Source organism: Nocardia sp. CC213A, assembly GCF_030766805.1.
In the GTDB taxonomy this organism is placed as follows: domain Bacteria; phylum Actinomycetota; class Actinomycetes; order Mycobacteriales; family Mycobacteriaceae; genus Nocardia; species Nocardia otitidiscaviarum.
The window spans coordinates 304,968-330,154 of sequence record NZ_JASFXA010000004.1 but is presented as its reverse complement, the minus strand read 5'-3'; the positions used below and the strand labels follow the sequence as shown (position 1 = coordinate 330,154).

Below are 25,187 nucleotides of genomic sequence, written 5' to 3'. Positions count from 1 at the left end.
ACGGTCGCGCGGGGGTCTAGCGCCGCACGGGCATCGCCCCGATCAGCTGCTGTTCCGTCGGCGTCGTCACCAGTTGTGCCGTGGTGCGGGTCGCCGGGGTGTGCACCGTGACCGTCTGCGGTTCGTTCGGGTGCTGGACGATGGTGACGTCCGCGTTCGGCTGGTAGTGCTCGGGGATGCGGTCGAGCACGGTGATCACCGAGGCCGAGCCCGGGGGAGTGCTGGCGGGGACGCCGTCGAAGACGATGACGGTGGCCGCCGGGTGGGGGGCGTTGGGGCTCATGATCTGGTGGCGGGTGCTGTGGGTGACCGAGGACGCCAGGGAAAGGGCGTGGGGGGCGGCCACATTGGCGATCATGCCCTGCCAGGCGGCGGGGCGGGAGGTGTGCACCACCGCGCCCGCGCCGAGCGCGATGGCGCGGAGGATGGTCTGCTGGGCCAGGTGCAGGCTGGCGATGATGTCGATGCGGCGGGAGCCGGAACCGATCAGCGGGACGGCGACACCGCTGCCGGAGGCGTCGGCGCCGATGAGCTGGCCGCAGCCCGCGGTGGGGATGGCGATGCCGGACAGGGCCGTGACCGGACCGCGGTAGCCCTTCTCCCGGGCGTTCTGGGAATCGAAGGCCAGCGTGTCTACCAGCGCCCACAGTTGGCGGCGGGGGAGTTCGTGCAGGCCGTCCACCGGCGGGACCTCGGGCTCGTGGCGGGTGTCGTAGCGGACGCGGGCATCCACCTCGATGGTGGTGGCCTTGGTGCCGGGGCGGGCGGTGGGGTCGGTGACGGGGCGCAGGCGGACGGTCACCGTGGTGGCGAGGCTGCGGACCGCCCAGATCTTGGCGAGACCGTCGGAGGTGAACAGATCGCGGCCGATGCGGTAGGTGGTCAGGTGAATGCCATCGTGCGCAAGCGATTTCGGTGTCTCGGTGAACTCGTGCACCGGAATGCCGCGGGTGATCTCGCGGATGGCGGCGGTCATCTCGGAACTGGTGAGCACCGACGCGGTGATGCCGCGGGCGGCGAGGCGGTTGGCGACGCGGCGGGTGGCGGTGATGGCGGAGCGCAGCGCTCCCTCCGAACCCCCGCCGCGGTTCTGCACCGCCTTGGCATTGGCCAATGGGTTGAACCGCAGCATGATCCAGACGGTGCGATGCGCGATGGCGGGCAGCGGGCCGAGGATCTCGTCGTACATGCGGCCCAGATGCGCGACGCTCGCGGCGTAGCCGGAGAGCACGGCGTCGGTGCCGGCGGTGCGGGTGCCGGTGCTGACCACATCGGCGGAATCCAGCTCGACATCGTATTGCCGCAGGCAGTCGGCGATCTCGGTGAGCGGCAGCACCTGATCGGTGCTCAGCGAACCACGACGGAGCCGGGTGAGGGTGTCCGGCGGCGGGTCGATGCGGAGCATCGTGGTGACGAGCGTGCCGTCCCAGCGCATGCCGTAGCTGCCGCCCTCGGGCAGTGGCAGATCGGTGAGCGCCTCCTCGTCCTCGGCGGCGCGGCGGCGAGACTGCCGCCAGCGGTAGGCGACCCAGCTGCCCAGCCGCAGCCCCAACGGAGTGCCGCCGACCGGTGCCAGGCCGATGAGGGCGGGGACGGCGGTCGCGATGGCCGTACCCCACCACGGCGCGTCGAACGCGATGGCGATCAGGGATGCCGCCACGGCGAGCAGCGCCACGGGAATCACCAGCCGCAGCGGCAGATTCCGGAACAGCCACATCTCGTCCGAATGCAGCTGCGGGGGCTGAGGTTCCGGTGCGCGATGGTGGCGGCCCGATCCGGCGGACCGGGAGTCACGTTGCGGCGCGGGCGAATCCGGCCTCGGCGGCTGATCCGGCCGGCGCGGAGGACGGTCCTGCGCGTGTCGGGCCGGGTCGCGCTGCTCGTGCTGGGGCGCACCGAATTGCTCATGCTGGGGTGCTCCACGCCGCTCATGCCGGGGCGGTCCGCCCCCCGGGCGGGGGATGCGAGCGGTGCGCTCCATCGCATTCGCTTGGTCGTTCACCGAGCCGTTCACAGCCCACCCCCGAAATGCCTTGTGTACAGCCGAGTTCCGTCCCCGGCAGCGTCTGTCGTTGTGCCCACCCTGTCCCCGACGATCAGGCCGTGGCCGACGCCAGGCCGAGCGAGGTGAGAACGGTCGTGAGCGCCGCCTTCATATCGGGAGCTTCGATCCGCATCAGCACCGTTTCGTCGACCGCGCTCAGGTCGAGCGAATCGTCGTTGGCGAGCCGGAATTCCCGCTCCTCCTCCGCGGCCTCGATCAGGTTGCGGATGAACCGGCCGTTACCGGCCAGGTCCACGCCTCGACGCGGCTGGCCGCTCTGATCGGTGCTCTCCATCTCGTAGAGTCGCTGACAGGTCTGCACCAGCAGCTCCAGCGCGCCCTCCGACAGCTCCGAATCCCGCTTGCCCGCGATGACCTGACCGATCTGGCCCAGTTCCGGCGCGGTGTAGGACGGGAATTGCAGGCGCTTGGCGAAGCGAGAGGCCAGACCGTCGTTGGCGGCCAGGAAGCGATCGATCTCGCCGTCGTATCCGGCGATGATCACCACCAGGCGGTCGCGGTCGTTCTCCATGCGCGCCAGCAGCGTGTCCACGGCTTCGCGGCCGAAGGCGTCGCCGCCGGAGAGGCCGGTCTGGATCAGCGTGTACGCCTCGTCGATGAAGAGCACACCGTCCAAAGCGCTGTCGATGAGCGCCTCGGACTTGATGGCCGTGGAGCCGAGATGCTGGCCCACGAAATCGGACCGCTTGGCCTCCACCACCTTGTCGGTCTTGAGAATGCCGAGTCCGCAATAGATCTTGGCGACCACCCGGGCGATCGTGGTCTTACCGGTACCGGGCGGGCCCGTGAAGGCCAGGTGCTGGCCGCGCGCCGAACTCGACAGCCCCTTCTCGGCACGGATCTTGGCCAGCTGCGCACTCGACTGCAACTTGGCCACCTGTGTCTTCACCGCGGCCAGGCCGATCTGCTTGTCGAGCTCCGCCCGCGCCTCGTCGAGGATCTTCTTGGCGCGGTCGGCGAACTCGGCCTTTTCCTTCTCCTCCAGCGAGGGCGCGGAGGCGGGATCCCACTTGTCGGTGCGCGCCTCGATGACCTCCTTGTTGGTCACCGTGATGCGGTAGGTCCGGTCGCGCATGGCGGCGGTGTTGGCATCGAAGTCCGGGGCCTGCGAGTACACCTTCTCGAACAGCGACTGCGCCTCGTCGGCCTTGCCCATCTCGCGCAGGCACAGGCCGCGGCAGAACATGGCGGCGGTGCGGGCGGCCGGAATCGGCCCCGCCTCCGCCTTCTCCATGCGCTGCACGGCCTCGCCGAACAGGCCCAGCTGCGCGCACGCGGTGCCCACCATCACATGGGCGCCCGCGGCGATATAGGGGTCCTCCCACTCCGCCGAACCGGCCAGAATGGTCATCACATCCGGCCAGCGCTGGGTGTTGTAGTGCAGCACCGCCCGCACATAGGCGGCAATCCGGTTGTCGAGTTCGCGGTCCGGGTCCGACGTGCGTTCGCGCCGGTGCTTCTCCAGGTCGTCGAGAATGCGTTCGGCCTCGTCGTACTGCTTTTCCGAGATCAGCTGCGCCGCGTACGCGAGCCAGATCTCGGTGAAGCTCGCGAGCGGGTAGTCGATATAGAGGCCGGGGAGAAAACGTCCGGCGAACACCCGCGCCGGCAGACCGAGACGGCGCTGCTCGCGGTACAGGGTGGTGGTGCTGGTCTTGTGGAGGTTGTACAGAACGTCCTTGGTGACCTCGCCCGCGGCGGCCCGTCCCAGCCACGCGTCACACATGGTCGGATCCCACTCGGTGGCGCGCTGGAAGGCCAGTTTCGCGTACTCGAGATCGCGGGTCGACTCCTGTCCGTCGATGCTCAATCCCAGTGACAGCACCCCGGCGTCGAATGCGCGTTGTGCCTGGCGAGTGTCGATCATATTGGTCGAACCCCGAATTCGTTGAGCCTGGTTTAACTTTCGTTCACAATCCCCACCAACCCAGTGCCGTCGCACTGCTGCGGACTGTCGGATACATTATGGTTAACCGCCCTGAATGGGCAACTGAGGGAGAAGCTAGGAGCAGTTCAGGAAGTGACCGCACAGTCGACCAGCGGCGTCCGCGCCACTGAGCCCGAATTGTGCCGAGTGTCCGTCATCGGGGGGAACACCCAGCTCGACGTCGGTCTGCCGGCCAACGTACCCATCGCTGCCTTCATGGGCGATCTGGTGCAGCTCATCCAATCACGCAATCCGGATCCGGTCGAGAAGGAGGACTCGAACCCGGGACAGGTGGAGAACTGGACGCTGGCCAAACTCGGCCGCGACATGATCCCGCCCAACCAGACGCTCAATGACGCCGAGATCCACGACGGTGAATTGCTGGTGCTGCGCTCCGTCGCCGCGAAGGAGTCACCGGCGCTGTTCGATGATGTCATCGACGCGGTGTCCCGACTCACCGCCGACGACTTCCGCGGCTGGTCGGCGGCCTCCGCGCGCTGGACCGGCCTGGTGGTCGGCGTGCTCGCCACCGTGCTCGCACTACTGCTCGGCGCGGTCGCGCGTGGCCACGGCGACACCTTCGTCGCACCCGCCATGCTGCTCGGCGCTGCCATCGCCGCGCTGGTGGCCGCCGTCATCGCCGCCCGCAAGTACGGTGACGAGCTCACCGCGACCGTACTCATGCTCTGCATGCTGCTACTCGTCTTCGGGGGAGCGGGACTGGCGGTGCCCGGAGCCATCGGCAGCCCGCACGCACTGCTGGGTGGTTCGGCCACCCTGCTGTTCGCTGTCGTGGGATACCGCCTCATCGGCGTCGGCGCGGCCATCGTCTCCGCCGTCGTCACGCTCGTCGTCTTCGCCGGGGTCGCCGCGGCCGTGCACATGATCTGGGATACCGACCTGCCGAAACTGGCCGCCGGAATCCTGATCTCGTCGATGATTCTGCTCTCCATGGTGCCGCGGTTGGCCGCCCTGCTGGCCCGGTTGCCGGTGCCGCCGGTGCCGACCGCCGGTGCGGCCATCGACCCCGCCGACCACGAACCCCGCCCGAATATCGAGGGCATCGGCGCGATCGGCGCCACGGTGCTGCCGTCCGCGCAGGGCCTGGGGCAGCGCGCCCGCGCGGCCAATCAGTTCCAGACCGGCATCGTGCTCGGCGCGACGCTGGGAGCCGGGTTCGGTGCGATCGGCGCGGCCGATGTATTCGGCCAGGCCCGCTGGCAGGGCATCACCCTGGCCGTCGTCATATCCGTCATTCTGTGCCTGCGCGGTCGCTCGTTCGCCGACCTCGCGCAGGCCACCATCCTGATCGCCGGTGGCTGCCTCACCTTCACCACACTGCTGGTGCTGCTGGCCATGGACGATCCGGACCGGCTGCTGCTCTCCGCCGCACTGCTGCTCGCCTTCGCGGTGGGCGCCATCGGCTTCGGCGTGATCGGTCCGCACATCGAGGTGACGCCGGTGACCCGGCGGCGCAACGAGCTGTTCGAGTACGCCCTGATCGTGTCGATAGTCCCGTTGGTGCTGTGGATCATGGACGTCTACTCGATGGCTCGGAACATATGAGTCGGTGGTCCGGGGCCTGGGCACGGACACTGTGCGCCGCATCGCTACTCGGTGCCGCGCTGCTGGGACCGTCCACTCCGGCCGCGGCCGCGCCGGTGCGGACGGTCAATCCGCCGGAGATCGACCTCGGTCGGCTCGGGGAAGCGCAGGCGCTCAGCGGTAACCCGGCCCCCCTACAGGAGACCGAACAGCACGCCATCTGCGCGGAACCGACGCTGCGCGGCGAGGCCCCTCGCGACGAACCGCTCGCCCAGAAGGTGCTCGACCTCCCGGCGGCCTGGCAGTTCAGCCGGGGCGCGGGCCAGAAGGTGGCCGTCATCGATACCGGGGTGAACCCGCATCCGCGGCTGCCCGCCCTGCAAGCCGGCGGCGACTATGTCTCCGACAGCAACGGCACGGTCGACTGCGATGGGCACGGCACCCTGGTGGCCGGCATCATCGCCGCGCGGCCCAGCCCGGACGATGCCTTCGTCGGGGTCGCACCGGAGGCGGAGATCCTCACGATTCGCCAGCTCAGCCTCGCCTACCGGGCCAAGGACAGCCGCAGCAATCCGCAACCGGGCGCCATCGACTCGTCCGGATACGGCAATATGCTCACCCTCGCCGGAGCCGTGGTGCGCGCGGTGGACATGGGGGCGACGGTCATCAATATCTCCGAGGTCGCGTGCGTCCCGGCCGGATCCGACACCTCCGACGCGCCACTGGGGGCCGCGGTCCGATACGCCTACGACCGCAATGTGGTCGTGGTCGCCGCCGCCGGGAATCTCGGCTCCGGCTGTGAGAACCAGAACGAGGGCACCGGCTGGGGTCAGGTGCGGACCGTGGCCACCCCGGCCTGGTTCAGTCCGTACGTTTTGTCGGTGGGCTCGGTGGACCCCAATGGCGACCCCTCGGCGCTCACGCTGTACGGCCCCTGGGTCGGGGCCGCCGCCATCGGCCGCAATGTCGTCTCACTCGACAGCAAGCCGGGCGGCACCGGACTGGTGAACGCGGTGCAGGGGCAGAACGGCCTGCAACCCATCGACGGCACCAGCTTCGCGGCACCGTACGTGGCCGGATTGGCGGCGCTGGTGCGGGCGCGCTTCCCGGATCTCTCCGCGCAGCAGGTCATGGACCGCATCACCCGCACCGCGCACGGTCCCGGACCGGGCCGCGACGACCGCATCGGCGCGGGTCTCATCGACCCCCTGGCCGCGCTCACCGCACAGCTGCCCGCGGAACCGGTGAGCGTCGGCGCCGATCAGCCCCGCGCCTTCCCCGTACCCGGCCGGCCCCAGGGCCCCGACCCGCTGCCGCGGCTCGTCGCCACCGTCGGATCCATCGTCTGCCTCGCCGCGCTGGCCATCGGACTCGCCGTCTCGATTCCGTTCCGCCGTGCCCGCCGCGACGACGAGCTGCCCGACCTCGATTCGTAACGACCGGAGAAATACCCATGGCTACCGAAGGTTTCGTGCGCAGGCCCCGCATTGCGCCACCCCGCGCGCCGGGCGGAGAAATGGCGCTCACCGCGCCGCCGGAGATCCCGCGGGCAGTTCCGGCTCCGCTGCTGAGCAAGCTCATGCCCGTGGTGATGGTCGTCGCCGTGATCGGCATGCTCGCCATGTTCGCCATGATGGGGCGGTCCATCCTCACCAACCCCATGATGATGATGTTCCCCATGATGATGATCATGTCGATGGCCGGCATGATGATGGGGCAGCGCAGCGGCAACAAGAGCGCCGGCGAACTCAACGAGGAACGCAAGGACTACTTCCGGTATCTGGACCAGACCCGGCGCGAGGTGCGGCGCACGGCGGCCAAGCAGCTGGAGACGCTGGTGTGGAGCCATCCCGCACCGGACCACCTGCTCTCCATCATCGGCACGCGGCGGATGTGGGAACGCCGACCCAACGATCCGGATTTCGGCCATGTTCGCGTCGGCATCGGCACCCACCGCCTGGCCGCCAAGCTCGCCCGCCCGGAAACCGGTCCGCTGGAGGACCTCGAGCCGGTGTCGACCGTGGCGCTGCGCCGGTTCGTGCGCACCCACTCCGTGGTGCACCACCTGCCCACCGCGGTCTCCCTGCGGGCCTTCCCCGCCATCAATATCGAAGGGCCGGAAGAAGACAGCCGGGGGCTGGTGCGGGCCATGCTGATGGAGCTCTGCGCGTTCCACGGCCCCGACCACGTGGCGGTCGCCATCGTCTGCTCGGACCCGGATTCGGAGACCTGGGCGTGGGCGAAGTGGCTGCCGCACCTGCAGCACCGGACCGAACGCGACGGCATGGGCGCGGTGCGCATGATGTACGGATCGCTCGGCGAGCTGGAAACCGGGCTCGCCGACGATCTGCTCGAGCGCGGGCGCTTCATGCGCAATCCCCAGCCGACCCAGGGGCGACTGCATCTGGTGGTCGTCATCGACGACGGCTACGTCAACGGAACCGAGCGCCTCGTCAGCGAATCCGGCCTGGACTCGGTGACGGTCATCGACCTCACCGCACCCGAGAACGGCCTCGCCGTGCGCCGCGGTCTGCAATTGGTCGCCACCGGTGGCGACATCCTCGCCAAAAGCGCTGTGGGCGCGGAGAAGTTCGCCACCGCGGACCGGGTGTCGCTCGCCGAGGCGGAGTCCTTCGCCCGCGGCCTGGCCCGCTACCGGCTCGCCACCGCGGCGCAGATCGTCAGCCTCGGCGACAGTTCCAGCACCACCGCCGATCCGGGTCTCATGGCGCTGCTGAAGATTCCGGATGCCGCGCAGATCGATCCCGCCAAGGTGTGGCGGCCACGCGCCGGACGCGAACGGCTGCGGGTGCCGATCGGCATCACCCCCGACGGGGCGCCCGTCGAGATCGACATCAAGGAATCCGCCGAGAACGGCATGGGTCCCCACGGCCTGTGCATCGGCGCGACCGGTTCCGGCAAGTCCGAATTCCTGCGCACCCTGGTGCTTTCCCTGGTCGCCACGCATTCGCCGGATCAGCTCAACCTGGTGCTCGTCGACTTCAAGGGTGGCGCCACCTTCCTCGGCCTGGACCCGCTGCCGCATGTGGCGGCGGTGATCACCAACCTCGAGGACGAGATCGAGCTGGTCGACCGTATGCGGGACGCGCTGGCCGGTGAGATGAACCGGCGGCAGGAATTGCTGCGCGAGGCGGGCAATTTCGCCAATGTCAACGACTACGAGAAGGCCCGGGCCGCCGGTGTCGCCCTCGATCCGCTGCCCGCGCTGTTCATCGTGGTCGACGAGTTCTCCGAACTGCTCGCGCAGAAGCCGGATTTCGCCGATCTGTTCGTCATGATCGGCCGACTGGGCCGGTCGCTGCACGTCCATCTGCTGTTGGCCTCACAGCGGCTCGAAGAGAACAAACTGCGCGGACTGGACTCGCACCTGTCCTACCGGATCGGTCTGCGCACCTTCTCCGCCAATGAATCCCGTGCGGTGCTGGGTATCACCGACGCCTACCACCTGCCGTCCGTCCCCGGTGCGGGCTACCTGAAGAGCGACGCCTCCGACCCGCTGCGATTCAACGCGACCTATGTGTCCGGACCCTACGTCGCGCCCCGCGCCACCCGGCAGGCCGACGGGCGTGCCGTCATCGAGGCGCCGCCGCGGGTGTTCACCGCGTCCCCGGTCGAGGTGCTGGAGGCACCCGAACCGGAGAACCCGTTGGATCCGCTGGACCTGCTGCCGCCACCCCCGCCCGCGGGCGACGAGGGCGTGCCCGACAGTCTGCTCCAGGTCGTGGTGAAGCGGCTGACCGGTCACGGCCGGCCCGCCCACGAGGTGTGGCTGCCGCCGCTGGAGGAATCGCCCACCGTGGACATGCTGCTGCCGGATCCGGACTGGCGTTCGCCGGTCAACCGGCACGGCCAGCTGTGGATGCCGATCGGCATCATCGACAAGCCCTACGAGCAGCGTCGCGACGTATTGACCGTGAATCTGTCCGGCGCGCAGGGCCATGTGGCGGTGGTCGGCGGTCCGCAGTCCGGCAAGTCCACCACGCTGCGCACCATCATCATGGCCGCCGCTGCCACCCACACGCCCGAACAGGTGCAGTTCTACTGCCTCGACTTCGGCGGCGGCAGCATGGTCGGTCTCAACGGGTTGCCGCACGTCGGCTCGATCGCGCGGGCCATGGACGTGGACCGGGTTCGTCGCACGGTCGCCGAGATGACCACCCTGCTGCGACAGCGCGAGGAGAACTTCACCCAGCTCGGCATCGAATCCATGGCCGACTACCGACGGCGCAAGGATGCCGCGAAGGCGCAGGGCCGGACCGACGATCCGATTCTCGCCGACCGGTTCGGTGACGTCTTCCTCGTCATCGACAACTGGATGGTCATCCGCGACGATTTCGACAGTCTTGTCGGGCAGATCACCGCGCTGGCCCAGCAGGGCCTGTCCTACGGCATCCACCTCATCCTGGGTGCGAACGCGTGGCGTGAGATCCGCGCGAATATCAAGGACCAGATCGGAACTCGGATCGAGCTGCGACTCGGTGACCCCTCCGACTCGGAGCTGGGGCGGCGGGTGGCCGCCAATGTGCCGCAGAACCGGCCGGGCCGCGGCCTGACCCCCGACCAGCTGCACATGCTCATCGCGCTGCCGCGGTTGGACTCCGACACCAACGCGCAGACCCTCGCCGAGGGGGTATCGACCTCCCGGGAGCAGATGGCCCAGCTCTACGGCGAACTCCGGGCACCGGAGGTGCGGATGCTGCCGGAGCATCTGCCGCGCGAACAGGTGCTGCGACTGGCCCAGGCCCGGGGTGTCGAACAGAGCCCCACCCGGGTGGTCGTGGGTATCGACGAGGCCGAACTGCAGCCGTTGGCACTGGATTTCGGTTCCGATCCGCACTTCATGGCCTTCGCGGACGTGGAGTCCGGCAAGACGACCCTGCTGCGCACGCTGATTCGCGGCATCGCCGAGAATTCCACCGCCGAGACCGCGCGGATCATCCTCATCGATTACCGCCGCACCCTGCTCGGCACGCTGGAAGGTGATCAGCTGGCCGGGTATTCGACGTCCTCGCAGACCTGCGGACCCATGATCAAGGAGGTGGTGGGGTTCATGACCAAGCGGATCCCCGGCTCCGACATCACCCCGCAGCAGCTGCGGGACCGCAGTTGGTGGAGCGGCCCCGAGATCTACGTCGTCATCGACGATTACGACATGGTCTCCACGGGCGGCATGCAGGATCCGCTCGCTCCGCTGATCGAATTGCTGCCGCAGGCACGGGATATCGGCCTGCACATCGTCGTCACCCGCAATACCGGTGGCGTATCCCGCGCTCTCTACGGCGGTCTGCTCGGGGCCATGAAGAACATGTCGGTGCCCGCTCTGATCATGAGCGGCCCCCGGGACGAGGGAAAGATCATCGGCGATATCCGGCCCTCGAAGCTGCCTCCCGGGCGCGGCGTGCTGTGGACGCGCTCCGGACAACGCATGGTGCAGATCATCGACCTGCCGCCGGAGTGACCGGGCGGCGCCCCGGCTGGCTACCGAGCCGCCGGGGCATCCCGGTCCGGGGTCGCCGTGGTCAGCAGGGGGTACAGGCTGTCGGCCAGCGACCGCACCGGCCGGTGCGCCCAGCTCTCGGTGCGGCGTTCGAACAGCGCACCGGACGGGCCCGTCGCCTCCGGGCCCGCGAAACGGGCCAGGTGGAAGCCGGCCCGCCGGTAGTAGGCGTGCAGGTCGGCATTGGCGGACCAGGCATCCAGACGAACCCAGCCGCGATGTCGGTCCCGGGCGATCCGTGCCGCGTGGGCCAGCAGCGCTTCCCCGACCCGCTGTCCCGCGAAGCGCAGATCCACGATCATGTAGTGCACGATGACCGCGTCGGCCAATTCCCCTGGGCTCCAGAGTCCTTCGTCGGCGCGGTCGTTGACCGTGATGGTTCCCGCGCGTTCGCCGTCGACCTCCGCCATCCAGGTTTCGCCATTGCTGATCGCTTGCGCGACCGAACCGGCGAAGGTCTCGATGGGTAGGCCGCGACCCTCGCGGGTCCACTGATCACTGCCGCGGGCCGCCAGCCATACCGTTCGTTGGAGTCGGAGCCTACAGATGGTCCCGAGATCATCGAGGCGGGCTGGGCGGATGCGAAGCGTCATGGTGAGCCGGGTAGCAGGGAGTTGCCGAAGGAGTGGGAGTTGGCGGGCGCCGAGGGGACGCCGAGGACGCGGCGGATCATCTCGGTGCCACTGTCGTCGCCGAGTTCATAGGTGAGGCGATTGCGTGCCGCAGTGGAACGATGCCTGGTCACTCGGGTGACGCGGTCGTGATTGGCGCCGATGCGCAGATGGTCGAGCAGGAAGGTGCCGGGGCCGACGCCGAGTACGGCGGCCTCCTCGGAGGTCGCCGGGCGGGCGACGATGCTGTCGCGGTGCGCCGTCTCGGCGTGTCCGCGGTCGGCGAGTCTGCGCGTGGTGCCCTCCGGTATGTCGTAGGGACAGTCGATGCCGGTGGCCTCGGCCAGGTCTCTGGGATAGAAGCTCACCTCCCAGGACCACGGTTCGTTGTCCAGGTATTGCACGACTGTACGCGCCACCACCCACGAGTCCTTCGCGATCCCCAGCCAATGCGCCACCTCCGCGCTCGCCGGCTCCATACGGGCGGTGAACTGCTTGGATGGCTCACGCCCGGCGGCGCGCGCGATCTCCTCGAAGATGTCGTGCGCCGCCCGCGGGCGGTTCGGGCGGATGTGGTTGGTGACAACCGATTCCAGCACTTCCTGGCTGCGCACGATGGTGCCGCGGGAAGTAGCCGTGTAGACCAGGTTTTCGGCGACGAGGACCTGGATGGCGTTGCGGGCGGTCGTGATCGACACCTGCATCTGCTCGGCCAGCTCGTTGTGGCTCGGTAGTCGATCACCGGGCTTCCACTTGCCGCCTCGGATCTCCTCGCGGAGGAGGTCTGCGATCCGTTGATACCTCGGACCGTCCGCCATCTCGCTCCTCGGTTGTTGCTTCAAGGCATCGAAGTCTACTCCGCCCCACGAACCGCCGTGTGAGGCTTGACACACGCATTTCTCGGTTTATTGTAATGAACGTCCTGAATGCGTGTTGGTCAGCGATGAACGCGAGGCAACGTGGCAGTTTCGGAGACATCCAATACGGTCGTAGTGGCCCTTCCCGACGTTCCGGGTTATTCGGACGCCGAGTCGCAGCCCCTGACGGCGGGCCTATTGCCGCCCTCGGACCTACTCCTGCGTGCATGCCGCGGCCACCGCGTCATCGGCGGGTCACTGCTGTGGTTCGCCCATGACCTGGCCGTATTGCATGAGAAGCGCCTGGTCGGGCGGGGCGGCACCGGGCCGGATACGGACCCAACCTCCATCGTCGAGAACAAACGACGCCGAATCGAATTGGTCATGGCGATCGACGACTGGGTCGTGCGCAATCTGCCCCAACATCGGCTGGGTGCGACTCTACACACCGAAACGGTCGGTTCGGTCATCGACAGGCTGGCGGAAGCGTCGGTGCGAGCACATCACGCGTTGATGACGCTTGACGCCAATGACGAAATTCTGCATTCCGCTTGGCACCATTTGGCCGAATTGTCGGACGCATATGACGATTTGGTGCGGGATGTGCTGGCGGGGCGGCGGCGGTTGCCCGCCTGGTAGATCGTCCGGTGTGCGCCGTGTCCGCCCCAGCCGGTGGCGGACACGGCGCTACCCGCGATAGCGGCGGTGCTCGGCGGTGAAGTCGTCAGCGACGGTTGCCGCGAGTTCCACCAGGGCGCGCTTGGTGGTTTTGTGCAGGCGGGACAGGTCGATTTCGGCGCCTTCGGAGAGGTGTTGGTCGAAGGGGATGATGTGGACGGCTCGGCAGCGGGCGAGGAAGTACTCGCGGAGCTGTTGGATGCCGACATTGGGGGAGCCCTGGCGGGGGAGGTTGATGACCACCACCGCGTTGCGGACCAGGTGGTCGTGGCCGTGCAGGGACAGCCAGTCCAGGGTGGCGGCGGCGCTGCGGGCGCCGTCGATGGCCGAGGACGAGATGAGCACCAGGGAGTGGGCCAGATCCAGGACGCCCGCCATGGCCGAATGCATCAGGCCCGTACCGCAATCGGTGAGGATGATGTTGTAGAAGCGCTGCAGGATGCGGGCGACGGCGCGGTACTCCTCCTCGTTGAAGGCTTCGGAGGCGGCCGGGTCCCGTTCGCTGGCAAGCACTTCCAGGCGGCTGGTGCCCTGGGAAGTGTGGCGGCGGACGTCGGAGTAGCGCTGGATGTGCTCGTCCAGCAACAGATCTCGCACCGTCGAGCGGGTCTGGAGGGCGACGCGCTGGGAGAGGGTGCCGAAGTCGGGGTTGGCGTCCACGGCGATCACGCGGTCGCCGCGGATGGAGGCGAAGATGGAACCCAGGCCCATGGTGGTGGTGGTCTTGCCGACACCGCCCTTCAGGGAGAGCACCGCGATGCGGTAGTCGCCGCGCACGGGCTGGCGAATGCGGGCCACCAGCTCCTGTAGGCGGCGCTCCTCGGCGGACATGCCCGGGTTGACGGCGCCGCCGGACAGGTGATGGACGGCCCGCCGCCACCCCGAACCCGGGGCCTTCTTGGCGCGGCGCAGCGGGACGTCATCCAGTGAAGGGATCGGGCCGCCCTGTGCGGCAGCGGGATTGCCGTACGGACGCCCGCCCCCCGCCGGGCCGTAACCCGGCTGTGCGGGCGCACCGGGCTGGCCGTAGCCAGGCTGACCGTAGTCAGGCTGACCGTAGCCGGGCTGACCGTAGTCAGGCTGGTTGTAGCCGGGCTGACCGTAGCCAGGCTGGTTGTAGCCGGGCTGGTTGTGGCTGGGCTGGTCGTAGCCGGGTTGGCTGTGGCCGGGCTGGCTGTGGCCGGGGTGAGGTGGGTAGGCGGGACCGGGGTGCGGGTGTCCGGCCCGACTGCCGTAGTCGGGCTGGCCCGGATTCGGCTGCTCGGGTCGACCCTGAGCGGGTTGCTCCGGTTCGGGCCGCTCGCCGGAGTCGGGCCGCTCGCCGGAGTCAGGCCGACCGCCGGGGCCGGGCTGACCGTGCGTGGCGTAGGGCTGCTCCAGAGCCTGGGTGTACAGGGTCGGCGAGGGCGGTTCGGGGGCCTGGGCGTAGAGGGTCGGTGAGGGCGGTTCGGGAGGCTGGGGGTACGCGGTCGGCTGCTGTTGCCGCCAAGGCAGTCCAGGCTGGCCGTCCTGTTCCGAGGCCATCGCCGGCGTGGGCGGGTAGGGCGCGGCGTGCCCCTGCTCCGGAGCCTGCTGCTCGGACTGGAACCGCGCCGCATCCGGTTGCGGCGCACTGTCGCCGGACTCGAAACCCGGTGGAACCGTGTGCGACGGACCGGTCGTGTGCGGGCCACCCGCCTGGGGACCGGTCGCGGCGCTTGCCCAGGGTCCGACCGCCCGCGCTCCTGCCCCGTCCGATCCCGGGCGGTCGATCGGACCGCTGGTCGGCCGCTCTGCCGGCGCCCGGTGCTCGGGGTGTGCGGCAGGCGGGGAGGCCCACCGATTCTGCGGCGTGGGTGCCGGGTGGCCGGGAGCGGGATTGCTCTGCGGTACGGGCGAACTCGATCCACGGCCGACTGAGTCGGGGCCGGTTGCGTCCGCTGTCTGGGGATGGTCGATCGGTGTGTTGTGTTGCGGTACGGGCGAACTCGACCCACGGTCGCCCGGACCGGGGTCGGTTGCGTCCGTTGTCTCGGGATGGTCGGCCGGTGTGTTGTGTTGCGGTACGGGCGAACCCGGCCCACGGTCGGCAGGGTCGGAACCCGTCGTATCCGGTGCCTGGCGGTCGTCGGCCGGTGTGTTGCGCTGTGCTGCGGGCGAACTCGGCCCACGGTCGATAGGGCCGGGACCGGCAGTGTCGGGTGCCAGCGGACCGGCTGAGTCCGGTTCTCGCGCGGTTGTCGAACCGGGGACCTGTGCGCCGCGTGCGGGTGGTGTCTGCGGGTCCGGTGGCCGCGGAGTCGCGTACGGGGCCTGAGACTCGGCCGCAGTGTCGGGGCGAGCTTCGTCCGGTGCCGGGTGCGTCGGCGAGGCGGTCGGGGGAGCGGTCCAGCGCTGTTCGGCCGCGGGTGCGTGCGGCTGAGCGGCGGACGGATTCCCCTCGGGGGTAGCCGGATTCGCCGTGCCGGGATGCTGCGGGCCGCCGGGCTGCGGCGTGCCGTAGCGCGTGGGCGGGCTCGGCGGTGGCGTGGTCGGGGCGCGGTGCCTACCGCCGGGGGACGTGCCGGGAACCGGCTCGGCCGCTGGCGCGTGACCGCCCGGCGGGGCGTCCGGCATGTCGAACCGCCGCGTGGGAGGAGCAGCGGTCGGGGTGGTGCGGGCCGCCGAGTCCGGTGCCTTATCCGACGGTGGCGGGGTCCCCGCAGGCGCGGTGCGGGCCTCGGGAACCTCACCGTGCGGTGCGGCGGTCGCGCCCGGCACGGCCGAACCGTCGAAGTCGGTGTTCGCCGGGGTGGAGCCCGCGGTGCCGTCGGTGGGCGTGGATTGCGGCGGGACGCTGCCGTTCGGCGCGGAACTGGTCTGTCGCCCCGCCGAATTCGAGTCGGCCGACTTGGGGTCGGCGGCACTCGGGCTCACTGCCCCGTCGGTCGACTGCTGTCCCGATACTGCGGAGACTTGTTGCGGTGCAGTGGGACTTGTGCGCGCGGTGCCGTCGTTGGCACCGGCAGCATCACGGCCGGTGGACGGAGCGCCGGACCCGGGACCGGTCGAGTCCATGGGCGGTCGATGCGGTGCGGAGCGATCAGGTACGGCGGTATCGCTCGCACCGGAGACCGAGGTATGCCCCGGCCGCCCGCTCGCGGTCGGTGATCCGGTGTCGGACGGCATCGGGCGTTGTGCGGGCGAGTCGGGCAGCGGCGGGCGTTGTTCGGCCTGTCGAGAATCGTCGGCTGGCGAGGGGTGCTGCCCGGACGGGGCTCCGACAGGAGTGGGGTCGGCGGCGCCGGGGGGAGTCGAGGTCGGGGAGGCCGTCGGGGGCGGGTCCGGGAGCGGCGGACGCGGTGGGAGCGGTGGGCGGGTCGCGGCGCTGGGGGCCGGTGCTTGGTTCGGGGCTGTGGGGCGGGCGGGAGCCGGGGTCGGCATGGGGGGACGCGACGACTGCTGGCTGGAGGTCGGTGCGGCACCCGGGGCGGGTGCGGTGCCACTCGGGTCGGCGCCGTCGGGTGTACCGGGGGGCGGCGGAGTGGGCTCGGCCGCCGGTGTCCGGGCGGGCGTCGGCGCGGGGCCAGGCGTGGTGTCGCGCGTCGGAACCTCGGGCGCGATGGGAGCGGGCGGCCGGGTGAAATCCCGGCTCGGGGCGGGTGCCGGGTTGGTGGGAGTGCCCAGCGGCGGCGCCGAGCTCGCAGGGGAATCCGTGGAACGGGCTGGGCTCGTGGGGAATGCCGAGTTCGTGGGGGAAGTCGGGGTGCGCGGTGTATCCCGCTTCGCCGCGGGTGGCAGTGTGGATTGCGGCAGCGAGGGATGCTGCGGCGGTGGTGGGAGCGTTCCTTCCGGGGCGGTCTCGCCGGGCACGGGGCTCGGCGGTTGTGCGTTTGTCGGGACGGAGGGCACCGGCGGTTGGGCCGGAACCGGGGGTCGGGCCGGAGTTGATGGTTGGGCCGGAACCGGCGGGTGGGCCGGTGCCGACGACTGGGCCGGTGCTGGCGGCAGTGATGGGCGACCGTTCGCCGCACCTTCGTGCGGCGCGGGCTCTTCCAAGGGCGGCAGTCGACGGGGGGCGTCTTCGGCGGGTTCGTGCCGGGACGAAGGGGTTCGGCCGGGTTCGGGCTGTCGCGGCACCTGGTTGTCGTGGCGCTGCGGTATCCGGGCGTCGTCGGGCAGCGGGTGGCGCGCCGCCTCGGCGGGGTGTGGCTGCGCGGGGGTGTGGTGCTCGCCCCGCGTCCCCGGCTCGCCGTGCTGGCGGTGGGAGTCGAAGCCGTGGGCGGAGCCGGGGAGCGGGTCGCCGGGGTGGTGGCCGGAGGCTTGGGGGGTGCGGCGGGGGAGTCCGGTGGGCGGCTCGGATTCGGGGGCGTGCGCGTCGTGGGGGGACGGGTCCTGGTTCCAGGCGGGGGTCGGGGGGATGCGGACCGGCTCGCGCTGGGGGATGGGGTCGGGCTCGGGGGTGTCCTTGTCCTTGCGGCCTTTGCGGCGGCCGAACAGGCCGCCGCGGGCGGACTTCTTCTCGGGAATGAGTTCGTCGTGCGGGAGGTTCTCGACGGGAGCCTCGTAGCCGACCTCGGTGACTTCACTCTCGGAGAGCCACGGCGGCAGCATCGGGAGGCCGTCGTTGTTGCGGCTCACATGTCCCCCTGAATGCTGGACCGAACTGATACAGGACAGCCGAGAGTTTAGCGATCGAGACAAGGCCGCGTTGGGGGCAGTCGGTTCTCCGCTGGTGGATGACGGCCGGGCGCGGGCTCCGCTCCGCACGTCACAATGCCCCGCATTTGGCGCGAGCTGGGAAGACCGGTAAGCTTGGTCGGCGGTGCGCCTACACGGTGGCAGTGGCATGTCCTCATGTCGTGTCCCGTGAGTATGGCACCGGGTCGACTGGAGTGCACGACAAACCAGTGATCGCACAGCTAGCCGAGAGCGCTGCAACCAACCAGGTTCAGCCTAAACGGGATCGCGGAGGATATGGCGAAGAAAGACGGGGCCATCGAGGTCGAGGGTCGAGTTATCGAGCCGCTCCCGAATGCGATGTTCCGGATCGAGCTGGAGAACGGTCACAAGGTTCTCGCGCACATCAGCGGCAAGATGCGGCAGCACTACATCCGCATCCTGCCCGAGGACCGCGTGGTCGTCGAGCTGTCGCCCTACGACCTGTCGCGGGGCCGCATCGTCTACCGCTACAAGTAATCGCCCGCGGCGATTGCCCCTAGATTTCCCCGGCCATACCGGCCGGGGAACAACTGTGTTCACGGCCAGTGAACACCGACCCAGATTGGATCTGACGTGAAGGTTCAGCCGAGCGTCAAGAAGATCTGCGAGAAGTGCAAGGTGATCCGCCGCAACGGACGGGTCATGGTGATCTGCGACAACCTGCGCCACAAGCAGCGTCAGGGCTGATTTCGGCCGGAAGGCCGAGCTCGCCGGGAGCAATCCCGGTCGCTCACCAGCCAAGCACCGAACGCAGTTCGGATTGGCAACACAAGAAGACCTCCCAGCGCCAGTCGCCGTTGTCGAGCCCCGCGAGGGGCGGATGGCGGCCCACCCCCGGTACGGAGGCCGGGGCCCCGGACGAGGGGACGGACAGGGAGCAGACCTCCGAACAGAAAAGGAATCGCCACCATGGCACGTCTGATGGGCGTCGACCTCCCGCGCGAAAAGCGCATGGAGATCGCGCTGACCTACATCTTCGGCATCGGCCGTACCCGCGCCAAGGAGATCCTGGAAGCCACCGGCGTCAGCGCCGACCTGCGCTCGAAGGACCTCAGTGACGACGACCTGACCAAGCTCCGCGACTACATCGAGTCGCAGGACTTCAAGGTCGAGGGCGACCTGCGCCGCGAGGTGCAGGCCGATATCCGTCGCAAGATCGAGATCCAGTGCTACCAGGGCATCCGCCACCGCCGCGGCCTGCCCGTGCGTGGCCAGCGGACCAAGACCAACGCTCGCACGCGCAAGGGTCCGAAGAAGACCGTCGCCGGCAAGAAGAAGTAGGGATAGCGCATGCCTCCGAAGAGCCGGGCCGCTGGCCCGAAGAAGACTCAGAAGTCGCGTCGCCGGGACAAGAAGAACGTCCCCCACGGCAACGCGCACATCAAGAGCACGTTCAACAACACCATCGTGTCCATCACCGACCCGCAGGGCAACGTCATCTCCTGGGCGTCGTCCGGCCACGTCGGTTTCAAGGGCTCGCGTAAGTCCACCCCGTTCGCCGCGCAGCTCGCTGCCGAGAACGCTGCCCGCAAGGCGCAGGAGCACGGCGTCAAGAAGGTCGACGTGTTCGTGAAGGGCCCGGGTTCGGGCCGCGAGACCGCGATCCGTTCCCTCCAGGCCGCCGGCCTCGAGGTCGGCACGATCTCCGATGTCACCCCGCAGCCGCACAACGGCTGCCGTCCGCCCAAGCGGCGTCGCGTCTAGCGGGAAAGGAAGAGTAGAAAATGGCTCGTTACACCGGCCCTATCACCCGCAAGTCGCGTCGTCTGCGTGTCGACCTCGTCGGAGGCGACCAGGCGTTCGAGCGTCGTCCTTACCCGCCCGGCCAGCACGGCCGCGCGCGGATCAAGGAGTCCGAGTACCTGATGCAGCTGCAGGAGAAGCAGAAGGCTCGCTTCTCCTACGGCGTCATGGAGAAGCAGTTCCGCCGCTACTACGAAGAGGCGAACCGCCAGAAGGGCAAGACCGGCGACAACCTGCTGCGTCTGCTCGAGTCGCGGCTCGACAACGTCGTGTACCGCGCCGGTCTGGCCCGCACCCGTCGTCAGGCTCGTCAGCTCGTGTCGCACGGCCACTTCACCGTCAACGGTGTGAAGGTCGACGTGCCGTCGTTCCAGGTCTCCCAGTACGACATCATCGATGTCAAGGAGAAGTCGGCCGGCTACCTGCCGTTCCAGATCGCGCGTGAGACCTACGGCGAGCGCCCGGTTCCGGGCTGGCTGCAGGTCGTCCCGGGCCGACTGCGGATTCTGGTGCACCAGCTCCCCGAGCGTGCGCAGATCGATGTTCCGCTGCAGGAACAGCTGATCGTCGAGTTCTACTCGAAGTAGGCGCTCACCGCGCCGCTGGTGGGGGACCGCCGAAAAACGGTCCCCCGCAATCCATGTCGTGAGCGTCAAATAGCGGGCGCTCTTGAAGGAGGAACAGTCCATGCTGATTTCACAGCGACCGACGCTGACCGAAGAGGTCGTTTCCGAGAATCGCTCCCGGTTCACCATCGAACCGCTGGAGCCGGGCTTCGGCTACACCCTCGGCAACTCGCTGCGCCGCACCCTGCTCTCGAGCATCCCGGGTGCCGCGGTCACCAGCATCCGCATCGACGGCGTGCTGCACGAGTTCACCACGGTTCCGGGCGTGAAGGAAGATGTCACCGACATCATCCTGAACCTCAAGGGCCTCGTGGTGTCGTCCGAAGAGGACGAGCCGGTCACCATGTACGTGCGCAAGCAGGGCCCGGGCACCGTCACCGCCGGTGACATCGTGCCGCCGGCCGGTGTGACCGTCCACAACCCGGACATGCACATCGCCACCCTGAACGACAAGGGCAAGCTGGAGATCGAGCTCGTGGTCGAGCGCGGTCGCGGCTACGTCCCTGCCGTGCAGAACAAGGCCTCGGGCGCGGAAATCGGCCGGATTCCGGTGGATTCGATCTACTCCCCGGTCCTGAAGGTGACCTACAAGGTCGAGGCGACTCGTGTCGAGCAGCGCACCGACTTCGACCGGCTCATCCTGGATGTCGAGACCAAGAACTCGATCTCCGCGCGGGATGCGCTGGCGTCGGCCGGTAAGACCCTGGTCGAGCTGTTCGGTCTGGCTCGTGAGCTCAACGTCGAGGCGGAAGGCATCGAGATCGGGCCCAGCCCGGCCGAGGCCGACCATATCGCGTCCTTCGGGCTGCCGATCGAGGATCTGGATCTGACCGTGCGGTCCTACAACTGCCTCAAGCGCGAGGGTGTGCACACCGTCGGCGAGCTGGTTGCCCGCACCGAATCCGATCTGCTGGACATCCGCAACTTCGGACAGAAGTCCATCGACGAGGTCAAGGTCAAGCTGCATTCGCTGGGCCTCTCGCTGAAGGACTCCCCGGCCTCCTTCGATCCGTCCAGCGTCGTCGGCTACGACGCCGCCAGCGGCACCTGGAGCGACAGCGGCTCGTTCAGCGACACCGACAGCGGCGAGCAGGACTACGCCGAAACCGAACAGCTCTAAGGCCGCGCGGGGTGTAGCGCCCCGAGCCGGCCTTCAACACAGGAGATTCCAACAATGCCCAAGCCCAAGAAGGGTGCCCGCTTCGGCGGGTCGGCGTCGCACCAGAAGGCGATCTACGCCAACCTGGCCACGGCGCTCTTCGAGCACGGTCGGATCACGACCACCGAGGCCAAGGCCAAGGCGCTGCGCCCCTACGCCGAGAAGCTCGTCACCAAGGCGAAGGCCGGCACCCTTGCCGACCGTCGCGAGGTCATGAAGGTGATCCGTCGCAAGGACATCGTGCACGCTCTCTTCGCGGAGATCGGCCCGTCCTTCGACGGTCGCGAGGGTGGCTACACCCGCATCATCAAGACCGTTCCCCGCAAGGGTGACAACGCGCCGATGGCGATCATCGAGCTGGTCCGGGAGAAGACCGTGACCAACGAGGCCGATCGCGCCCGCCGCGTTGCCGCTTCGCAGAAGAAGGTCGACGAGGCCAAGGTCGAGGAGAAGGCCGACGAGGCCGAGACCGAGGCCGTCGCCGAGGCTCCCGCGGAGGAGAAGAAGGAAGACTGACGTCTTCTTTCTTCCGAAGGGGATCGGGGGCTTCGCCCCCGCACCCCCGTATGAGCTGGGTGCGTGGCGGGGATCTGAGGCTTCGCCCGCGCGCCCGTATGAGCTGGGTGCGTGGCGGGGATCTGAGGCTCTGCCCCCGCGCCCCTGGGAGCCGGGGTACGCCCCGGTGCCCCGATAGTCGGACTCATGTCGAGCCCGTCGTCCCTTCGGGGGCGGCGGGCTCGACTCGTGTCAACCAGGAGGTGGCTGTGGCGGTGGAGGATTCGGGCTCGGAGCCGGGTGCGGTGCGGGTGCGGCTGGATATCGGCTATGACGGGACCGACTTCATCGGCTGGGCCCGCCAGCCCGGGTTGCGCACCGTGCAGGGTGTGCTCGAGGAGTCGCTGAGCAAGGTGCTGCGCGAGCCCGTGCAGCTGACCGTGGCCGGGCGCACCGACGCGGGGGTGCACGCCGAGGGGCAGGTCGCGCATTTCGACACCCGCGCCGAGGTGGACGGGCCGCGGCTGGTGCACCGGCTGGCGCGGTTCCTGCCGAAGGACGTGCGGGTCAAGGCGGTGAGTTTCCCGCCCGCGGAATTCGACGCCCGCTTCTCCGCCGTTCGCCGGCACTACGCCTACCGCCTCACCACCGCGCCCTACGGCGCGGAGCCGTTGCAGGCGCGCAGCGTGGTCGCGTGCCGCTCCGACGTCGATCTGGACGCCATGCGCGCCGCGTCGCGAGAACTGTTGGGGCTGCATGATTTCGCCGCTTTCTGCCGCCGCCGCGAAGGTGCCACCACGGTACGTGAACTCCAGCGGTTCGACTGGGAGCGCGCCGGCGATCTGCTCACCGCCCACGTGAGCGCCGACGCGTTCTGCTGGTCCATGGTCCGCAGCCTGGTGGGCGCGGTCCTGGCGGTCGGCGAGGGGCGGCGTACGCCGGAGTGGGTGGCGGGCCTGCTGCGCGAACGGGAACGTTCCAGCGCGGTGACCGTGGCCCCGGCGCACGGCCTGAGTCTGGTCGCCGTCGACTATCCGCCCGCCGCCGAACTGGCCGCCCGCAATGCCCGGACGCGAGAGGTGCGCACCGTGCCCGGCGCTGAGGGCTGCTGCGGCAGTTGAGTATTCGCACAGCTGTCCGTTCGGGAGATGAGGAGTAGTCGTGTCGACCTGCCATGCCGCCATCACCGTGATCGGAGTGACCGCCGCCGGAGGGAGCGGCAGCCGGTGACCGGCTGGGTGCCGGATATCCGCGAGGTCGAGATCCGCTCCGGAGCCGAGGTCTCGTCGGATGAGGCGTTTCAGCGCTGGGAAGCGCACATGAGTGAGACGTACTTCCCGCTGGCCGTATCGCCCACCGCGCCGCATCACTTTCACGGATGGATCAGCCACGGCAGCTACGGCGGTGTGGAGCTGTCGGCGGTGGGGTCGACGCCGCAGCGGGTGCGGCGCACCGCGCGGGCGGTCGCCGATGCCGAGGAGGAGTATCTGCTGGCCGGGATCTTCGTCCGGGGCCAGGGGCGGTTGCATCAGGGTGACCGGGTCGCCGCTCTGCGTCCCGGCATGATGGTGCTCTACGGCAGCGGGGAGCGGTACCACTGGGAGATCGAGGGCCGGTGGGAGAAGGCGGTCGTACAGGTCCCGCTGAGCCGATTGCGTGAGCACAGCGGGATCACCCTGGACGAGGTGCCGACCGTGGTGGCGCTGCCCGGCAACTCCGCGGCCGGCGTGGTGGCCCGCTATTTCCAGGGCCTGGCCGGAATTCAGCGCACCGATCCGGACCAGGCGGCGGCACTGGCGGCTCCGGCCATGGACATGCTGGTCTCCGCGGTGACCCTGGCCGCGGGTAGTGAGCGGTCCACTCCGGACGCCTTCGCCCGCGAGCGGGTGCTGGACTACATGCGCGCCCACCGCACCGATCCGGGCCTCACCGTCGATCGGATCGCCCGGGGCTGCCTGATGTCCCGACGTACCCTGTATCGGGTCTTCGACGAGATCGAGGGCGGCCCGGCGGCGGTGCTGCGGCGGATGCGGGTGGACTACGCGTGCGAGCTGCTGACGAAATCGGCATTGCCCATCGCGGCGGTGGCGCGGGCGTCCGGTTTTCTCACCGAGCGGCACTTCTACCGGGCCTTCCGGCTGGAGAAGGGGGTCACCCCGGCGGCGTTCCGGGTGTCCGTCCTCGCCTGATGTGCGCCCGATTTGTCCGATCGAATTCGCTTATCTGCGAATGTGAAGCGAGCGAACTCATAGCGTCGATCGGAATGCTGGGAGTTCCGGCCCACTCGGTGGGAAGATAGCGGTGTGGGCCGACCGATTGCCGCCACCGCCGAGGTCATATCGACCTCGGATGTTTCGCCGCGCCAAGCCTTCGAACAATGGGAGGCCATCGTCGCCGACACCGTGGTGCCGGCGACCGTCGCGCCGCTGGCACAGGGGCACTGGCACGGCCAGCTGACCTGCACCCAGTTCGAGCGCTCCAGCGTGACCCTGATGCGCGCCAGCGCGCAGCGGGTGATCCGATCGCGTAAACAGGTGGATCAGTCCACCGACGAGTTCTTCCTCGCCAACTTCGTCGTCGACGGGGTCAACTGGACCGAGCAGCAGGGGCGGCGCGCCCAGACCGACACCGGATCCATCGCCTTCTTCGACAGCGGGCGGCCGCTGGTCAGCCTCACCACCGACAACGCGCTGTCGGTGATCGTGCGCGCCCCGATGGACCAACTGCTCGAACACTCCGGCCTGACCCGCGACGAACTGCCGATTGCCACGGCCATGCCCACCGACGGCGCACTCGGCGTGGTGACCGGATTCTTCCGCGGGCTGGCCGAACTGCCGCCCGGCGAAAGCGACCGAGCGGCAAACGTACTCGGCACCCAGTGCGTGGAGATGCTCGCCTCGGCGGTGTTGCTGGCCACGGGTGGCAATACCGCCGCGCCCACCGACTCGATCTTCACCCGGCGGCAGGTGCTGACCTACCTACGCCGCCGGTTCACCGACCCGGACCTCACCATGGACGAGGTCGCGCACGCCTGCCTGGTTTCGCGGCGCACGCTCTATCGCGTCTGCGCCGGGTTCGGCGGACCCGCCGCGCTGGTGCGGCGCATGCGCATCGAGCACGCCCGCAAACTGTTGCGCGCCGATCCCTCCCGGCCGCTGTCGGCCATCGCCTTCGCCTCGGGTTTCGGCACCGAGCGGCACTTCTACCGCGCCTTCCGCGACGAGACCGGGATGACGCCGGGCGAATTCCGCACCGGTCTCGGTCCCGACGGCTAACCAGGCAC

The 25,187-nt window shown here is 69.2% G+C and carries 20 protein-coding genes; 15 read left to right on the top strand and 5 right to left on the bottom strand.

Annotated elements, in window-relative coordinates:
- Window positions 1-16 precede the first annotated feature (16 nt).
- Complete coding sequence (gene eccE / locus QJS31_RS09980; protein ID WP_306356496.1) at window positions 17-1,717, bottom strand: type VII secretion protein EccE; 1,701 nt, start codon at window positions 1,715-1,717, stop codon at window positions 17-19.
- A gap of 379 nt (window positions 1,718-2,096) precedes the next feature.
- The gene (eccA, locus tag QJS31_RS09975; RefSeq protein WP_282776060.1) at window positions 2,097-3,932 is read right to left on the bottom strand and encodes a type VII secretion AAA-ATPase EccA; all 1,836 of its coding nucleotides are present in this window, start codon (window positions 3,930-3,932) and stop codon (window positions 2,097-2,099) included.
- 153 nt (window positions 3,933-4,085) lie between these two features.
- Between eccA and eccD the strand changes: the two genes are divergently transcribed.
- Genes eccD through eccCa form a run of 3 tightly spaced genes read left to right on the top strand, consistent with a single transcriptional unit; the run spans window position 4,086 to window position 11,016 of the window.
- Complete coding sequence (eccD, locus tag QJS31_RS09970; RefSeq protein ID WP_306356495.1) at window positions 4,086-5,558, top strand: type VII secretion integral membrane protein EccD; 1,473 nt, start codon at window positions 4,086-4,088, stop codon at window positions 5,556-5,558.
- Entirely contained in the window at window positions 5,555-6,973 is a 1,419-nt protein-coding gene (gene mycP, locus QJS31_RS09965) for a type VII secretion-associated serine protease mycosin (RefSeq protein WP_306356494.1), read from the top strand. The genes eccD and mycP overlap by 4 nt, the downstream gene beginning before the upstream one ends.
- A 17-nt stretch (window positions 6,974-6,990) precedes the next feature.
- A complete protein-coding gene (eccCa, locus tag QJS31_RS09960) occupies window positions 6,991-11,016 on the top strand; it encodes a type VII secretion protein EccCa (protein ID WP_282776065.1) in 4,026 nt (1,341 codons plus the stop codon).
- A gap of 20 nt (window positions 11,017-11,036) precedes the next feature.
- On the opposite strand, the gene QJS31_RS09955 is transcribed toward eccCa, so the two are convergent.
- Together QJS31_RS09955 and QJS31_RS09950 are read right to left on the bottom strand one after the other, a co-directional pair.
- Complete coding sequence (locus tag QJS31_RS09955) at window positions 11,037-11,648, bottom strand: GNAT family N-acetyltransferase (RefSeq protein ID WP_282776067.1); 612 nt, start codon at window positions 11,646-11,648, stop codon at window positions 11,037-11,039.
- Window positions 11,645-12,484, bottom strand: a complete 840-nt coding sequence (locus QJS31_RS09950) for a GntR family transcriptional regulator (RefSeq protein ID WP_051036894.1) — start codon at window positions 12,482-12,484, stop codon at window positions 11,645-11,647. The genes QJS31_RS09955 and QJS31_RS09950 overlap by 4 nt, the downstream gene beginning before the upstream one ends.
- Window positions 12,485-12,658: 174 nt before the next feature.
- Between QJS31_RS09950 and QJS31_RS09945 the strand changes: the two genes are divergently transcribed.
- Window positions 12,659-13,162, top strand: coding sequence for a DUF4254 domain-containing protein (locus QJS31_RS09945; protein WP_306356493.1), 504 nt, complete (start codon window positions 12,659-12,661; stop codon window positions 13,160-13,162).
- Window positions 13,163-13,210: 48 nt separating this feature from the next.
- Here the strand turns inward: QJS31_RS09945 and QJS31_RS09940 are convergent, their stop codons facing one another.
- Window positions 13,211-14,725 (bottom strand): MinD/ParA family protein, encoded by a 1,515-nt coding sequence (locus QJS31_RS09940; protein ID WP_306356492.1) that lies wholly within the window; start codon window positions 14,723-14,725, stop codon window positions 13,211-13,213.
- Window positions 14,726-17,254: 2,529 nt separating this feature from the next.
- Between QJS31_RS09940 and QJS31_RS09935 the strand changes: the two genes are divergently transcribed.
- From QJS31_RS09935 to QJS31_RS09885, 11 genes are all read left to right on the top strand, one after another.
- Window positions 17,255-17,812 carry a hypothetical protein gene (locus QJS31_RS09935; protein WP_306356491.1) on the top strand — a complete coding sequence of 186 codons (558 nt, stop codon included), beginning with the start codon at window positions 17,255-17,257 and terminating at the stop codon, window positions 17,810-17,812.
- Between the two features lie 324 nt (window positions 17,813-18,136).
- Window positions 18,137-18,358 (top strand): translation initiation factor IF-1, encoded by a 222-nt coding sequence (gene infA, locus QJS31_RS09930; RefSeq protein ID WP_003886926.1) that lies wholly within the window; start codon window positions 18,137-18,139, stop codon window positions 18,356-18,358.
- A 96-nt stretch (window positions 18,359-18,454) separates the two neighbouring features.
- Window positions 18,455-18,568, top strand: a complete 114-nt coding sequence (rpmJ, locus tag QJS31_RS09925) for a 50S ribosomal protein L36 (protein ID WP_025347279.1) — start codon at window positions 18,455-18,457, stop codon at window positions 18,566-18,568.
- A gap of 222 nt (window positions 18,569-18,790) precedes the next feature.
- On the top strand, window positions 18,791-19,162 hold the full coding sequence (gene rpsM / locus QJS31_RS09920; RefSeq protein WP_029923716.1) for a 30S ribosomal protein S13: 372 nt from the start codon (window positions 18,791-18,793) through the stop codon (window positions 19,160-19,162).
- Between the two features lie 9 nt (window positions 19,163-19,171).
- The gene (rpsK, locus tag QJS31_RS09915; protein WP_029923717.1) at window positions 19,172-19,585 is read left to right on the top strand and encodes a 30S ribosomal protein S11; all 414 of its coding nucleotides are present in this window, start codon (window positions 19,172-19,174) and stop codon (window positions 19,583-19,585) included.
- A gap of 20 nt (window positions 19,586-19,605) precedes the next feature.
- Window positions 19,606-20,211 (top strand): 30S ribosomal protein S4, encoded by a 606-nt coding sequence (gene rpsD, locus QJS31_RS09910; protein WP_029923718.1) that lies wholly within the window; start codon window positions 19,606-19,608, stop codon window positions 20,209-20,211.
- 100 nt (window positions 20,212-20,311) lie between these two features.
- Window positions 20,312-21,370 (top strand): DNA-directed RNA polymerase subunit alpha, encoded by a 1,059-nt coding sequence (locus QJS31_RS09905; RefSeq protein WP_029923719.1) that lies wholly within the window; start codon window positions 20,312-20,314, stop codon window positions 21,368-21,370.
- Between the two features lie 54 nt (window positions 21,371-21,424).
- Window positions 21,425-21,925 carry a 50S ribosomal protein L17 gene (rplQ, locus tag QJS31_RS09900; RefSeq protein ID WP_282785977.1) on the top strand — a complete coding sequence of 167 codons (501 nt, stop codon included), beginning with the start codon at window positions 21,425-21,427 and terminating at the stop codon, window positions 21,923-21,925.
- Between the two features lie 248 nt (window positions 21,926-22,173).
- Window positions 22,174-23,025 carry a tRNA pseudouridine(38-40) synthase TruA gene (gene truA / locus QJS31_RS09895; protein WP_372341726.1) on the top strand — a complete coding sequence of 284 codons (852 nt, stop codon included), beginning with the start codon at window positions 22,174-22,176 and terminating at the stop codon, window positions 23,023-23,025.
- A 105-nt stretch (window positions 23,026-23,130) separates the two neighbouring features.
- Window positions 23,131-24,093 carry an AraC family transcriptional regulator gene (locus tag QJS31_RS09890; RefSeq protein ID WP_306356490.1) on the top strand — a complete coding sequence of 321 codons (963 nt, stop codon included), beginning with the start codon at window positions 23,131-23,133 and terminating at the stop codon, window positions 24,091-24,093.
- Window positions 24,094-24,207: 114 nt separating this feature from the next.
- A complete protein-coding gene (locus QJS31_RS09885; protein WP_282783568.1) occupies window positions 24,208-25,179 on the top strand; it encodes an AraC family transcriptional regulator in 972 nt (323 codons plus the stop codon).
- Window positions 25,180-25,187 lie beyond the last annotated feature (8 nt).

Excerpts from the sequence above, each read along its gene's own strand:
- mycP (WP_306356494.1), top strand. The coding sequence starts at position 5,555 with ATGAGTCGGTGGTCCGGGGCCTGGGCACGGACACTGTGCGCCGCATCG.
- rpsM (WP_029923716.1), top strand. The coding sequence starts at position 18,791 with ATGGCACGTCTGATGGGCGTCGACCTCCCGCGCGAAAAGCGCATGGAG.
- eccE (WP_306356496.1), bottom strand. The coding sequence starts at position 1,717 with ATGTGGCTGTTCCGGAATCTGCCGCTGCGGCTGGTGATTCCCGTGGCG.
- rpsK (WP_029923717.1), top strand. The coding sequence starts at position 19,172 with ATGCCTCCGAAGAGCCGGGCCGCTGGCCCGAAGAAGACTCAGAAGTCG.
- QJS31_RS09940 (WP_306356492.1), bottom strand. The coding sequence starts at position 14,725 with ATGGCCTCGGAACAGGACGGCCAGCCTGGACTGCCTTGGCGGCAACAG.
- eccCa (WP_282776065.1), top strand. The coding sequence starts at position 6,991 with ATGGCTACCGAAGGTTTCGTGCGCAGGCCCCGCATTGCGCCACCCCGC.
- eccA (WP_282776060.1), bottom strand. The coding sequence starts at position 3,932 with ATGATCGACACTCGCCAGGCACAACGCGCATTCGACGCCGGGGTGCTG.
- QJS31_RS09955 (WP_282776067.1), bottom strand. The coding sequence starts at position 11,648 with ATGACGCTTCGCATCCGCCCAGCCCGCCTCGATGATCTCGGGACCATC.
- rplQ (WP_282785977.1), top strand. The coding sequence starts at position 21,425 with ATGCCCAAGCCCAAGAAGGGTGCCCGCTTCGGCGGGTCGGCGTCGCAC.
- QJS31_RS09950 (WP_051036894.1), bottom strand. The coding sequence starts at position 12,484 with ATGGCGGACGGTCCGAGGTATCAACGGATCGCAGACCTCCTCCGCGAG.
- rpsD (WP_029923718.1), top strand. The coding sequence starts at position 19,606 with ATGGCTCGTTACACCGGCCCTATCACCCGCAAGTCGCGTCGTCTGCGT.
- QJS31_RS09905 (WP_029923719.1), top strand. The coding sequence starts at position 20,312 with ATGCTGATTTCACAGCGACCGACGCTGACCGAAGAGGTCGTTTCCGAG.
- infA (WP_003886926.1), top strand. The coding sequence starts at position 18,137 with ATGGCGAAGAAAGACGGGGCCATCGAGGTCGAGGGTCGAGTTATCGAG.